10 protein-coding genes are annotated in these 13,207 nt (G+C 73.4%); 1 reads left to right on the forward strand and 9 read right to left on the reverse strand.

The features are described from left to right. Nucleotides 1-25: 25 nt before the first annotated feature. Both msrB and LFA75_RS20140 read right to left on the reverse strand, forming a co-directional pair. Nucleotides 26-448 carry a peptide-methionine (R)-S-oxide reductase MsrB gene (msrB, locus tag LFA75_RS20135; RefSeq protein WP_225235371.1) on the reverse strand — a complete coding sequence of 141 codons (423 nt, stop codon included), beginning with the start codon at nucleotides 446-448 and terminating at the stop codon, nucleotides 26-28. Nucleotides 449-481: 33 nt separating this feature from the next. Beyond that, the gene (locus LFA75_RS20140) at nucleotides 482-3,043 is read right to left on the reverse strand and encodes an ExeM/NucH family extracellular endonuclease (protein ID WP_225235372.1); all 2,562 of its coding nucleotides are present in this window, start codon (nucleotides 3,041-3,043) and stop codon (nucleotides 482-484) included. Between the two features lie 166 nt (nucleotides 3,044-3,209). On the opposite strand from LFA75_RS20140, the gene LFA75_RS20145 reads away from it, so the two are divergent. After that, nucleotides 3,210-3,662: a hypothetical protein gene (locus LFA75_RS20145; protein ID WP_225235373.1), complete on the forward strand. Its 453-nt coding sequence runs from the start codon at nucleotides 3,210-3,212 to the stop codon at nucleotides 3,660-3,662. A gap of 86 nt (nucleotides 3,663-3,748) precedes the next feature. Here LFA75_RS20145 and LFA75_RS20150 read toward each other — a convergent pair whose 3' ends face one another. The 7 genes from LFA75_RS20150 to glgX form a co-directional block, all read right to left on the reverse strand. Beyond that, a complete protein-coding gene (locus LFA75_RS20150) occupies nucleotides 3,749-3,952 on the reverse strand; it encodes a cold-shock protein (protein WP_055766945.1) in 204 nt (67 codons plus the stop codon). Nucleotides 3,953-4,058: 106 nt separating this feature from the next. Next, complete coding sequence (locus LFA75_RS20155; RefSeq protein WP_225235374.1) at nucleotides 4,059-5,171, reverse strand: DNA polymerase domain-containing protein; 1,113 nt, start codon at nucleotides 5,169-5,171, stop codon at nucleotides 4,059-4,061. Between the two features lie 18 nt (nucleotides 5,172-5,189). Further along, the gene (locus LFA75_RS20160) at nucleotides 5,190-6,758 is read right to left on the reverse strand and encodes an alpha/beta hydrolase (protein ID WP_225235375.1); all 1,569 of its coding nucleotides are present in this window, start codon (nucleotides 6,756-6,758) and stop codon (nucleotides 5,190-5,192) included. A gap of 76 nt (nucleotides 6,759-6,834) precedes the next feature. Further along, nucleotides 6,835-7,935, reverse strand: coding sequence for an ATP-dependent DNA ligase (locus LFA75_RS20165; protein ID WP_225235376.1), 1,101 nt, complete (start codon nucleotides 7,933-7,935; stop codon nucleotides 6,835-6,837). A gap of 129 nt (nucleotides 7,936-8,064) precedes the next feature. Then, nucleotides 8,065-8,739 carry a hypothetical protein gene (locus LFA75_RS20170; RefSeq protein ID WP_225235377.1) on the reverse strand — a complete coding sequence of 225 codons (675 nt, stop codon included), beginning with the start codon at nucleotides 8,737-8,739 and terminating at the stop codon, nucleotides 8,065-8,067. A gap of 9 nt (nucleotides 8,740-8,748) precedes the next feature. Further along, the gene (treY, locus tag LFA75_RS20175; RefSeq protein WP_225235378.1) at nucleotides 8,749-11,073 is read right to left on the reverse strand and encodes a malto-oligosyltrehalose synthase; all 2,325 of its coding nucleotides are present in this window, start codon (nucleotides 11,071-11,073) and stop codon (nucleotides 8,749-8,751) included. Continuing rightward, nucleotides 11,070-13,181, reverse strand: a complete 2,112-nt coding sequence (gene glgX, locus LFA75_RS20180) for a glycogen debranching protein GlgX (protein ID WP_225235379.1) — start codon at nucleotides 13,179-13,181, stop codon at nucleotides 11,070-11,072. The genes treY and glgX overlap by 4 nt, the downstream gene beginning before the upstream one ends. Nucleotides 13,182-13,207: the final 26 nt, after the last annotated feature.

Here is a 13,207-nt window from a genome sequence, read left to right on the forward strand (position 1 = left end):
CTGAGCAGAACTGCTCAGGTCGTGCTCAGCCCTCGGCGGGGGCCAGGCTGATGGAGACGCTGTTGATGCAGTACCGGTCGCCGGTGGGGGTCTGCGGCGCGTCCTCGAAGACGTGGCCGAGGTGGCTGTGACAGGTGCCGCACAGCACCTCGGTGCGGGACATGCCCAGCGACCGGTCGGTCTTCAGCACCACGTTGTCGGCGCTGGTCGGCTCGTAGAACGAGGGCCAGCCGCAGTGCGAGTCGAACTTGGTCTCCGAGCGGAAGAGCTCCGCGCCGCAGGCCCGGCAGTGGTAGACCCCGACGGTCTTGGTGTCGGTGTACTCACCGATCCAGGGCCGCTCGGTGCCGGCCTGGCGGAGCACCGCGTACTCCTCGGGGGTGAGCTGGGCGCGCCATTCCTCGTCGGTCTTGACGACGGCGGGCTGCTTGTCCACGTGCTGGGTCATGCTCCCCACGGTACGACCGGCCCGGTCGGTGAGTCAGCCGATCAGCTGCCGGAGGCGGTCCAGCAGCTCCTGCCAGAGGGTGCGCAGGGTGATGGACGTCGTGGCGGTGTCCCCGGACGTCCCGGTCAGGACGACGGCCTGGTCGCCGGCGCCGAGCAGCACCGGCACCCGCGGGCGGAGGCTGACCGCGCCGGTGTCGTCGGCGGTGGCGGTGCCGACCTGCCGGCCGCCGATTGTCACCGAGACCCGCTCGCCGGGGGCGAACCCGGTGCCGCTGACGGTCACCCGGTCACCGCGGAACGGTCGAGGCTCCGACACCGCCGCGGTGGCCGGGGTGTCCAGCGACAGCCCGATGACCGTCGGGTTGTGGTCGCTGGCCCGGTAGGGGTCCGCGGCGTACAGCGGGTCGACGCCGGAGTCGTACTCGTAGGCGAAGGACTCGACCGCGTTGGTCTCCCACACGGTCAGCCCGGTCACCTGCGAGGCCAGCGAGGCGGTGGCGAAGACGTGGTCCAGGGACCCCGAGCCGCCGTCGAAGACGTAGCTGTACTCGTCGGGGGCGAAGCTCTCGCCCAGCTCGGTGTAGCCGGCGTCGCGGACGACGTCCAGCGGGTCCTCGTACCGGTAGGAGTTGAAGTCCCCGGTCAGCAGGACGTCCGGGTCACCGGTGCTGGCAGCCAGTTGCTGGGCGAAGGCGACCAGCTCGGTGGCCTGCGCCGTCCGGTCGGCGTTGCAGTTGCCCGGACCGCCCACCGAGGTGTCGTTGCCGGTCGCGCAGGCGCTGCCCTTGGACTTCAGGTGGTTGGCCACCACCGTGAACACCTCGCCGCCCTCGACCGTCGCGAAGGTCTGCGCGATCGGGCTGCGGGCGTTGTCGAAGGTCGGGCTGGTGTAGGCCACCGGGTCGCCGACCGGGGTGACGACGTCGGTGCGGTGGATGACCGCGTTGGTGATGACGTCGCCGTCCTCGTGCGCCCGGGCGTAGTCCCAGTCGCGCCCGTCCACGGCCTCCAGGGCGGCGATCAGCGTCTCCACCGCCGCGTACGGCGTCGCCGGCGTGGTGACCGCCGAGTTCTCGATCTCGTGGAGGGTGATCACGTCGGCGTCCAACGCCTGCAGGCCGGCGACGATCTTGGCCTGCTGCTGGGCGAGCTCGGCCGGGCTGGTGGCCCCGCGGGACTCCCCGCCGAAGGTGACGAAGTAGTTCAGGACGTTGTAGTCGGCCACCCGCAGGTCGCCGCCGACCGGGGCCGGCGCCGGGGTGCGCGGGTTGGTCGGGGCGAACGTGGTGTCCGGCGCCCCGGCGGCCGGCTGCAGCCGCCAGCTGCCGAACCCGGCGCCGAGCACGACCGGGCCGAGCTGGGCGGTGTCGCCGATCCGCACCGGGTCACCGGGGGCGAGGTAGGGCGGCACGGTGCCCTGGGCGAGGCGGGCGGAGGACCCGTCGTCCAGGGTGATCGACCGGGTGGTGTTCTCCGCGGCGACCGCTGCGGCCGCGGCACCGGGCTCGGCGGCCTGGGTGGGGGACAGCAGCCGGCCGCCCGAGGACAGCAGCACCTCGCCGAAGCTGGTGAGGTCGAACAGCTCGGAGACGGTCAGGTCGTCGGCGGGGGCGACGAGCATGCCCTCGAGGGCCTCGCGCTCGGCGTCGGTGCTGGGCATAGGCAGGGTGGCCGGGGCGGGCAGCTCCGCGGTGCCGCAGACGGCGTAGGCCGCGTCGGCGAGCTGGGTGACCGAGAGCGGGTCGGCGGCGGGGAACTCGGTCGCCGTGCCGGTGACGGTCACGACGTCGCCGAGGGAGACCGGATCGCCGCCGGGGGCGTAGACGAAGACGGCGTCGGAGGTGGCGGGGTCGCCGTCCCCGGCGTCCTGCACGTGGAAGCCCTGGAACCCGCCGTCCTGCAGGTCGGCGACGACGGTGCCGCGCACGGTGACCGGGCTGCCGGCCACCGGGCTGGTGGCGCTGTTGCCCTGCACGCTGCCGACGGGGACCGCGGTCGCCTCGCAGGCCGGCGCCTCCGGCTCGGGCTCGGGGTCGGGGGTGGTGCCGCCGCCGAAGGTGGACGTCGACGGACCGGTCCAGGTCCCCCCGACGAGCTGGAGCGACTGGCCGATCGGGGTGCTCGACGGCTCGGCGACGCCGATGTCGGTGCTGGTGAGACCGGCGGCCGGGCCGTTCGATGCGGTCAGCACGCCCTCGTAGGACAGGAACTGGAGGACGGTGCCGTCGGCGGCTAGGAGGGCGATGCCGTCCGGGGAGCCGTTCTGCAGCCCGTTGGCGGGGTAGCTGACCACCGCGACGCCCGAGGACGACGCGGGGACGGCGGCGGGGGACCCGTAGGTGACCGCGGCGGCCGCCTGGGCGGAGATGGAGCCGCCGTTGTAGAGGACCACCGACAGGCCGGTCAGGTCGGCGGCGGCCGGTGCGGTGATCTCGACGGCCTCCCCGACGTCGTCACCGGCGTTGTCGTAGTGGATCTCGGTGATGCGGGCGTCGGTGGGCGCGGCGGCGGCCGGGGCGGCCGTGGCCAGCCCACCGACCACCAGGGCACACACGGCGGCGCCGAGGACCGGCGCCGTTCTGCTCGTGGTCACGGTTCTCCTCGCGGCCGCACGGGGGCGGCGGTTGCCGAGCGGGGGATGTGCCGATCCTGTCAGCGCGCTGTGTCCGGGTCCATGAACAGCAGGTGACTTTCTTCGCCGTGGTCATGACCGGTGCTCACGGTCCGGGTTGCACAGCAGGACCCCGTAACGTGGTCCGGTGCCCGACTTGCTGCCCGACTCCTGGTTCACCCGTGATCTGCCCGTCCTGCGTGCCGTCGCCCGGCTCGTGGACAGCCCTGCGCACGGTGGAGCGCCCTACCTCGGCCAGGTCGTCCCGGCCAGCGGCCTGCCCCGGCCGCAGGTGGTCGCCGCCGTCCGCGGGCTGGTAGACACCGGCTACGTGGCGGCGCTGACGAACGTGGCCGGCGACGTCGTCCGGATCACCGGCATCTCCGGGGAGGCCCGCCGGCTGACCGGGCTCTGGCCGACCCCGCAGTCGGAGTGGGAGCGCCTCGGCGAGCAGCTGGCCGCCCGGGCAGCGGGGGCCGCCACCGAGGTGGAACGGGACCGCTGGCGGGCGCTGGCCGACGCGGCGACCGCGGTGGGCCCCGACGCCGGTGCCCTGCTGATGTCGGCGCTCATCGGCGGCTACGTCCCCCGGGCGCACTAGGCGAGAACGCGACAGCGCCCCGCGACCCGGAGGTCGAGGGGCGCTGCCGGTGGTTCAGGTGGCTGAGGTCAGCCGCCGGTCAGAGATCAGACCGGGTTGACGTTCGCAGCCTGCGGGCCCTTCTGGCCCTGCTCGACGTCGAACGAGATGCGCTGGCCCTCATCGAGCGAGCGGTACCCGCTGGTCTGAATCGCCGAGTAGTGGACGAAGACGTCCGGGCCGCCGCCATCGGGGGTGGCAAAGCCGAACCCCTTCTCGGCGTTGAACCACTTCACTGTTCCTTCGGGCATTGCTCGCTCCTAGCTGAGGTCGTACGTCGGGGTCCTGCCACTTACAGAGCCTTCCCGACGACTGAACACTAACCACACGTGTCCAGCGGCGCGAGCACGGCACCCCTCACGCGGGTGTGTCGGCACCGTCCGCGGGGTCCGTGACGCGGTTCCCGTCGCCGTCCCAGTGGGCCTGGACCTTCTTGCTGGGCTGCACCCGCGGGGGCTCGCCGGGCATCTTCGGGTAGTCCGGCGGGAAGTTCAGCTCCCCGCCGGGCAGGGTCTCCCACAGCTCCAGCAGCGGGGCGAGGTCGTGGGCGACGTCGTCCACGTCGGCCCAGGGATCGCCGTCGGCCAGCCGCTCGGGCACGGTGTGGATGTTGAGCACGGCGGGGTCGTCCACCTCGGCCAGCTGCGCCCAGGTGACCGGGGTGCTGACCGGGGCGCCCGGGCGGGCCCGCAGGCTCCAGGCGCCGGCGATGGTGCGGTCCCGGTTGTTCTGGTTCAAGTCCACGAACACCCGCTCGCCGCGCTCCTCCTTCCACCAGGCGGTGGTGACGCCGTCGTCCCGGCGCTCGAGCTCGCGGCCCAGCCCGATGGCGGCGTGCCGGACGTCCTCGAAGGAGTGCTCGGGGCGGATCCGGACGTAGACGTGCACGCCCCGGTTGCCGCTGGTCTTGGCGTAGCCGCGGATCCCGAGCTCGGCCAGCAGCTCCCGGGTGGTGTCGGCGACCCGGCGGACGTCGGCGAACGTGGTGCCCGGCTGCGGGTCCAGGTCGATCCGCAGCTCGTCGGGGTGGTCGACGTCGGGACGGCGCACCGGCCACGGGTGGAAGGTCAGCGTGCCCATCTGGGCGGCCCACACCAGGTGCGCCGCCTCGGTGGGGCACAGCTCGTCCGCCGTCCGGCCGCTGGGGAAGGTGATCCGGGCCGTCTCGATCCAGTCGGGGGCGCCCTTGGGCAGCCGCTTCTGGTAGAAGCCGTCGGCGTCCGGGTCGCGCGGGCCGGTGGCCAGCCGCATGCCCTCGTGCCAGCCGTCCGGCCAGCGCTCCATGGCCGTGGGGCGGTCGCCCAGCGCCCGGAGCATCGGGCCGGAGACGGCGGCGACGTACTCGCACACCTGCAGCTTGGTCACCTGCGGGGTGGTGTCCGTGGCGTCGTAGACCACCCGGCCCGGGCTGGAGACCCGGATCTCCCGCCCGTCCACGTCGAGCACCACGGCGTCCTTGCTGCTGGCCATGGGCGCGACCCTAGGGGCTCAGGCGGGGCAGGTCAGGTCGGCTGCCGGCGCGGCCAGGTCCACCAGGTAGGAGTCCACGGCCGTCGTCACGCACTCGGTCTTCGGGTAGGCGGTGTGCCCGCTGCCCTGCCAGGTCAGCAGCACGCCCGAGGTGAGGTCCTCGGCCATGTCGACGGCGCCGGGCAGCGGGGTGACCGGGTCGCCCTGCGTGCCGACGACCAGGATCGGCGCGGCGCCCTCGGCGTTGCGCTCGGGCAGCGGGGTGCGCGGGGCCTCCCACGGCGTGCAGGTGTAGAGCGACAGCGCCGAGTCCGCGCCGAACAGCGGGTAGCGGGTGCCCCAGTCGGCGACCAGCGCCCGGACGTCGTCCTGGGAGTAGGTCTCCTCGGTGTCCGAGCAGCTGACCGTGAGGTTGGCGTCGATCGTGTTGGTGTAGCTGCCGTCCTCGCCGCGCCCGGTGAAGGTGTCGGCCAGGGTCAGCACGCCGGCTGCGTCCCCGGCCTGCGCGGCGGCCAGCGACTGGGCCAGCTGCGGCCAGGCGGCGGGGTTGTAGAGGGCGGACCGGACGGCGGCCAGCACCAGGCCGGGCGTCGCCTGCCGGGTCTCGCCCTCCCGGCTGCTGGGGATCGGGGTGGTCTCGGCCTGGGTGAGCAGGTCGTTGACGAACGTGCGCGGGTCAGCGCCGACCGGGCAGCCGCCCACCAGGGCCGTGCAGTTGGCCGCGAAGGCGTCGAAGGCGGCCTCGAAGCCCTGCGCCTGCGCCTCGGCGGCCTCCTGGGGGTCGGCCTCGGGGTCCACGGCGCCGTCGAGCACCAGCGCCCGCACCTGGCCCGGGAACAGCTCGGCGTAGGTGGAGCCCAGCGTGGTGCCGTAGCTGTAGCCCAGGTAGGTCAGCTGGGTGTCGCCGACGGCCTGGCGCACCCGGTCGAGGTCCCGGGCGGAGTCGACGGTGGAGAACGCACCGAGCCCGGCGCCGTAGGTGTCCGCGCAGCCCTGCGCGACGTCGTCGGCGAGGGCGAAGGCGGCGTCCAGCTCGTCGGCGGTGCTGGGTCGGGGCTCGGCGGCGGTGATCTCGTCCTTGGTGCCGTCGGAGATGCACTCCACCGGCTGGGACAGCCCCACCCCGCGCGGGTCCACCCCGACCACGTCGAAGCGGCCCACGACGGCGTCGGGCAGCGTCAGCGCGGACTGCACGGCCGCGTCGGTGGCCGACAGGCCCGGCCCGCCGGGGTTGACCACCAGCGACCCGATCCGGTCGGTCTGGGTGCCCGAGACCGCACGGACGGCGAACAGCGACAGGGTCGGGCCGGTCGGGTCGTCATAGCTCAGCGGGACCTCGATCTGCCCGCAGCCGAAGGTCAGCGGCCGGTCCGCACCGGGGCGCCCGGCGATGATCGGCGCGATGTCGGCGGTGCAGTCGGTCCACTCGACCGGCTGCACCGGGGTCTCGGTCGGGGTGGCCGAGGCGGCCGACGAGCTGGTCGCGGCCTCGTCGGCGGAGTCGCCGGAGGAGCAGGCCGACAGCACGACGAGGACGACGGAGAGCAGCGCCACCAGGACGGCGGGACGACGGGGGACAGCGGTCACGGGGAACCACCCTAGGAGGGCCCGGGCCGTCACGCCCGTCCCGGCAGCCCCAGGTGGTCAGGCTCTCAACCTCCGCTCACCCCTCCGCTCGACCGCCGAGGACCTCCCCGAGGTCGTAGCTGACCGGGATGTCGAGCTGGTCGTAGGTGCAGTCGGCGGCGTCCTTGTCCGGGCGCCACCGCTGGAACTGCCCGGTGTGCCGCAGCCGCTCGCCCTCGAGCTGGTCGTACCGGATCTCCACCACCAGCTCGGGCCGCAGCGGCACCCAGGACAGGTCCTTGCCGGCGTTCCACCGGCTCTGCGCACCGGGCATCCGTTGGCCGGGGTGGCCCTCGGACCACTCCGCCTGCGCGTTGGCCCAGGCGCCCCAGGGATGGGCGTCGAGGTCGGTGAGCCGGTAGGGCTCGAGCTCCTCGACCAGCTCGGCGCGGCGCTTGGTGGTGAACGAGGCGGCCACCCCGATGTGCTGCAGCTCGCCGTCCCGGTGCAGGCCCAGCAGCAGCGAGCCGACCAGCGGTGCCTCCGGGGTGGACGTCTTGTGCCAGCGGAACCCGGCGACCACGACGTCGGCGGTGCGCACGTGCTTGACCTTGGTCATCGTGCGCTGGTCGGGGGAGTAGGGCGCGTCGCCGGGCTTGGCGACGACGCCGTCCAGGCCGGCGCCCTCGAACTCCTCGAACCACCGCCGGGCGACGGCGGCGTCGGTGGTCAGCGTGGTGACGTAGACCGGTGCCTGCACGTGGGCCAGTGCCTCGCGCAGCCGGGCCTGCCGGTCCCGGAAGGGCAGGTCGACCAGCGACTCGTCGCCGAGCGCCAGGACGTCGAAGACCAGGAAGGACGCCGGGGTCTCCGCGGCCAGCTTGTCCACCCGCGACTTGGCGGGGTGGATCCGCTGCAGCAGGGACTCGAAGTGCAGCCGGTCCCCGCGGGGGACGACGATCTCGCCGTCGAGCACGCACCGCTCCGGCAGCTGGGCCTTGACCGCCTCGACCACCTCGGGGAAGTACCGGGTCAGCGGCCGCTCGTTGCGGCTGCCCAGCTCCACCTCGTCGCCGTCGCGGAAGACGATGCAGCGGAAGCCGTCCCACTTGGGCTCGTAGAAGAAGTCGCCCTCGGGCACCTCCTTGGCGGCCTTGGCGAGCATCGGCTTGACCGGCGGGTTCACGGGCAGGTCCACCGCAGCAGTCAAGCAGCCCGGCGGCGATCCGACCTGGCCACCGACCACGAAGGGTCACGAACCGCCGCCGCGCCGGCCCGGAGCGGGCCCGGGACCGCTCTGACCAGGCCTGATCCCGCCGCCGGGTGCTCACCCGGTGGCACCCTCGCGCTGGACGGGCCCGACCGGGCCACCCCGACCGACGAGGACCTGCAGGCATGGCCACACCCCCTCCCGACCGGGCGATCGGCACGCCGCTGGTGGGCCCGCGGCTGGATGGCCCGCGCCGGCCGCTGGTCGGCCCGCGCCCGGTGCACCGGCACCGCGGCCGGTGGGCAGCGGTGGCCGTCGTGCCGGTCGGCGTGGTGCTGGCGGTGCTGGCCGTCGCCGGCACCCCGGGTCCGGCCGGTGCGCCCGCGGCCGGGGCCGCCGACGTGCAGGGTCCGGGGGCGCTGGCCGACGCCACCCGGCAGCCCGGCGCGATGACCCAGCGGCCCGGGGTCCCCGACGGCGTGGATGACGCCGGGTCGGCCTCCGCCGTGCCGACCGCGGGTGCCCCGGGGCGGACGACGTGGTCCACGACCCCCGGAGCCACCCCCAGCGCCGGGACGGCTCCCGGCGCTGGGGGTGGCTCCGGGGGTNCGGTCGGGCGGGGGTGGTGTCGTCGAGCAGGAAGCCGTAGTCGGCCTCCGGCGCGGCGGGGACGGTCGCCCGCCACCACCCGTCGTCGTCCCGGGTCATCTCGTGGACGGCGCCGTCCAGCTGCAGGCGGACCTGCTGGGGCAGCGGCGCCCAGACGGCGAACTCGGTCGGCTCGGTGCTCATGGTCCTTCTTCAGACCTTCACGAGGAGGGCGACCGGGAGTGCGTCGAGCACCTCGGCCAGCTGGGCGCCGCGGGCGTCGGAGACGACCCGGGTACCGGTGAGCAGGTCGCGCCAGCCGCCGTGCGGCAGCTGCAGCGCGGTGTCCCGCCAGCCGCCGTCGGCGGCCAGCCGCACCGGCAGCCGGGTGGCGACCGTGACGACCCCGCCGCGGTCGAAGGCCACCGCGTGGTCGGCCGCCGGGCCGGCGACCTCGACCGCGGTGTAGCCGGCGAACGCCTCGGGGGAGTCCCGGCGGTGCCGCAGCGCCCGCGAGACCACCAGCAGCTTGGCCGCGCCGGTCGCGTCGACCGCCGGGACGGTGCCGGCCTCGAGCTCGGCGAGCAGCGCGCGACGCTGCGCGTAGTCCACCGGCCGGCGGTTGTCCGGGTCCACCAGGGAGAAGTCCCACAGCTCGGTGCCCTGGTAGACGTCCGGGACGCCGGCCATGGTCAGCTGCAGCAGCTTCTGGGCGAGCGAGTTCGACCAGCCGTACGGGGCGATCCGCTCGACGAAGGCGTCGATCTCGGCGCGGGTCGTCGGGTCCTCGAACGCGGCGTCCACCATCGCGTGCAGCGAGGCCTCGAACTCCTCGTCGACCGCGGTGTAGGTGGTCGAGGTCCCGGCCTCGCGGGCCGCCTTCTCCGCGTAGGCGTGCGCCCGCTCGGGGGTCAGCGGCCACGCGCCGACCAGGTTCTGCCAGACCTGGTGGGCCAGCGGGCGGTCGGCCAGCGGGTGCCGGGTCAGCCAGCCGCGCACCAGACCGGCCCACTCACCGGGCAGCTCGGCCAGCACGGCCAGCCGTGCCCGGACGTCCTCGCTGCGCTTGGTGTCGTGGGTGGACAGCGTCGTCATCGAGGCCGCACGCTGCTCCGCGCGCCGGTCCTGCGCGGCGTGGAAGTCGGCGACCGGCAACCCGAAGCGGGTGGGGTCACCGCCCACCTCGTTGAGCGCGACGAAGCGGGACCAGCGGTAGTAGGCGCTGTCCTCCACCCCCTTGGCCATGACCGGGCCCGACGTCTGCTCGAAGCGGGTGGCCAGCTCGGTGTGCGGGGTGGCCAGCAGCGGGTGCAGCCCGTCGACGGCGGCGGTGAGGTCGGGACGGCGCTCCCGGACGGCGGCGACCGTGCTGTCCAGGTGTTCCCGGCCCGCGGGCAGGTAGGTGCGGTAGACGTCGAAGCAGGCCAGCAGCTCGGCGAGCGCCTGGCTCACCTGCTCGGCCGGGACGCCGGGCAGGTCACCGACCAGCCGCGCGAGCCGGGCGACCTCGGACCCGAGGATGCCGTCGGTGACCTCGCGCTTGGTGCCGTGCACGAGCTCGGCGTAGTCGACCGGGTGCCCGGTGACCTCGGTGTCCAGCGCGGTGAGGGCCGGCTCCCCGGCCGGGTCCACCAGGACGCCGTCCACCTCGGCCAGCGCGTCGTAGCCGGTGGTGCCGGCGGTGGCCCAGCCCCCGGGCAGGTCCTCGCCGGGCTCCAGGATCTTCTCCACCACGGTCCACCGGCGGCCGCTGAGCTCGGCCAGCCGGTCCAGGTACTGCCCCGGGTCGGCCAGGCCGTCGGGGTGGTCGATCCGCAGCCCGTCCACCCACCCGGCCGCCAGCATCTCGCGGACCAGGGCGTGGGTGGCCTCGAAGACCCGCTCGTCCTCCACCCGGAGCCCGGCCAGGGTGTTGATCGCGAAGAACCGCCGGTAGTTCAGGTCGGCGTCGGCCCGGCGCCAGTCGACCAGTTCGTAGTGCTGCCGGTCGTGCACCTCCTGCGGGGTGCCCCCGTCGGTGCCCGGGGCGACCGGGAAGCGGTGCTCGTAGTAGCGGAGCTCGCCGTCGGAGACCGACAGCTCGGCCAGGTCGTCGGCCGACCCCAGCACCGGCAGCCGGACCCGGCCGCCGCCGAAGTCCCAGTCGACGTCGAAGGCGTGCGCGTGCGGGCTGTCCTGCCCCAGCTCGAGCAGCGACCACCACCACTGCGCGGCGTGGGCGTCGTCCACGCCCATGTGGTTGGGCACCAGGTCCAGCACGAGGCCCAGGCCGCGCTCGTGCAGCGCGGCGACGAGGCGCTCGAGGGCCGGGCGGCCCCCGCGCGCCTCGTCGACGTGCGCGTGGTCGGTGGTGTCGTAGCCGTGGTTGGAGCCCTCGGCCGAGCGCAGCAGCGGCGAGGCGTAGGCGTGGCTCACCCCGAGGTCGGCCAGGTAGCCGACCACGGCGGCGCCGTCGTCCAGGGTGAAGTCGGCGTGGAACTGCAGGCGGTAGGTGCCCGACGGCACCCCCCGGCGTGCGTCCCCCGTGGGTGTGGTCACGAGACGCTGCGCAGGACGACCATGGCCCGGCCCTTGACGGTCAGGACGTCGCCGGCCTGGCTCTCGTTGGGCTCGACCGGGCCGAACTCGGCGGTGTCGACGACGACCGTCCAGGTCGGGGCGTACTCCGAGCTGGGCAGGGTGAACTCGATGTCCTCGTGCCAGGCGTTGAAGGCGAGGATGAAGCAGTCGTCGGTGACGGTCTCGCCGCGCTCGTCGGTGGACCGGATCCCGTTGCCGTTGAGGTAGACCGCGACGCTCTTGGCGTAGTGGGCGTCCCAGTCCTCCTCGGTCATCAGCTCGCCGGCCGGGGTCAGCCAGGCGATGTCGGGCACCGGGTCGCCCTCGCCGCGGCCGACCGGGCGGCCGTTGAAGAAGCGGCGGCGGCGGAAGGTCGGGTGGTCGTGGCGCAGGTGGGTGACCAGCTTGGTGAACTCGACCAGGCCCTCGTCCACGTCGGACCAGTCGATCCAGGTGATCTCGGAGTCCTGGCAGTAGCCGTTGTTGTTGCCGCCCTGGCTGCGGCCCAGCTCGTCGCCGTGCAGCAGCATCGGCACGCCCTGGCTCAGCATCAGCGTGGCGATGAAGTTGCGGCGCTGCTGGGCGCGCAGGGCCAGGATCTCCGGGTCGTCGGTCTCGCCCTCGACGCCGCAGTTCCAGCTGCGGTTGTGGCTCTCGCCGTCGTTGTTGTCCTCGCCGTTGGCCTCGTTGTGCTTGTCGTTGTAGGAGACGAGGTCGTTGATGGTGAAGCCGTCGTGGGCGGTGACGAAGTTGATGCTGGCGACCGGACGTCGTCCCGAGTGCTGGTAGAGGTCGGCCGAGCCGGTGATCCGGCTGGCGAACTCGCCGACCGTGGCGTCCTCGCCGCGCCAGAAGTCGCGGACCGTGTCGCGGTACTTGCCGTTCCACTCCGTCCACAGCGACGGGAAGTTGCCGACCTGGTAGCCGCCGTCGCCGATGTCCCAGGGCTCGGCGATGAGCTTGACCTGGCTGACGACCGGGTCCTGGTGCACCAGGTCGAAGAACGCCGACAGCCGGTCGACCTCGTGGAACTGACGGGCCAGCGTGGAGGCCAGGTCGAAGCGGAACCCGTCGACGTGCATCTCGGTGACCCAGTAGCGCAGCGAGTCCATGATCAGCTGCAGCGACTGCGGGTTCGCGACGTTCAGCGAGTTCCCGGTGCCGGTGGTGTCCATGTAGAACTGCTTGTCGTCGGCGACCAGGCGGTAGTAGGCCTGGTTGTCGATGCCCTTGAACGACAGCGTCGGGCCGTTGTGGTTGCCCTCGGCGGTGTGGTTGTAGACCACGTCGAGGATCACCTCGATGCCGGCGTCGTGCAGGGCCCGGACCATGCCCTTGAACTCCTGCACGGCCATGCCGGGGTCCTGGTTGCTGGCGTACTCGTGGTGCGGGGCGAAGAACCCGATCGAGTTGTAGCCCCAGTAGTTGCGCAGGCCCTTCTGCTGCAGGGTGTCGTCCTGCACGAACTCGTGGACGGGCATGAGCTCGAGGGCGGTGACGCCCAGGTCGGTGAGGTGCTCGATGATCGCCGGGTGCGCGATGCCGGCGTAGGTGCCGCGCAGCTCCTCGGGGATGCGCGGGTGGGTCATCGTCAGGCCCTTGACGTGGGCCTCGTAGATCACCGACTTGTGGTACGGGATGCGCGGCAGCCGGTCGTTGCCCCAGTCGAAGAACGGGCTGACGACGACGGACTTGGGCATGTGCGCCGCGCTGTCCTCGTCGTTGCGTTCCTTGGTCTCGAAGTCGTAGCCGAACACCGAGGGGTCCCAGTCGATGCCGCCGTCGACGGCCTTCGCGTAGGGGTCCATCAGCAGCTTGTTCGGGTTGCAGCGCTGGCCCTGCTCGGGGTCGTACGGGCCGTGCACGCGGAAGCCGTAGCGCTGGCCGGGCTGGACGCCGGGCAGGAACGCGTGCCAGACGAAGGCGTCCATCTCGGGCAGCCGGATGCGCTCCTCGGTGCCGTCGGCGTCGAACAGGCACAGCTCGACCTTCTCGGCCACCTCGCTGAAGATCGCGAAGTTCGTGCCGGTGCCGTCGTAGGTCGCCCCGAGGGGGTAGGCGGTACCTGGCCAGACCTGGGTGGTCATGAAAGTCGTGTTCCTCCTGCGCTGGG

Origin of the sequence: Klenkia terrae, assembly GCF_900491935.1 — a bacterium.
Lineage (GTDB): Bacteria > Actinomycetota > Actinomycetes > Mycobacteriales > Geodermatophilaceae > Klenkia > Klenkia terrae.

Excerpts from the sequence above, each read along its gene's own strand:
- msrB (WP_225235371.1), bottom strand. The coding sequence starts at position 448 with ATGACCCAGCACGTGGACAAGCAGCCCGCCGTCGTCAAGACCGACGAG.
- LFA75_RS20150 (WP_055766945.1), bottom strand. The coding sequence starts at position 3,952 with ATGCCCGAAGGAACAGTGAAGTGGTTCAACGCCGAGAAGGGGTTCGGC.
- LFA75_RS20155 (WP_225235374.1), bottom strand. The coding sequence starts at position 5,171 with ATGGCCAGCAGCAAGGACGCCGTGGTGCTCGACGTGGACGGGCGGGAG.
- glgX (WP_225235379.1), bottom strand. The coding sequence starts at position 13,181 with ATGACCACCCAGGTCTGGCCAGGTACCGCCTACCCCCTCGGGGCGACC.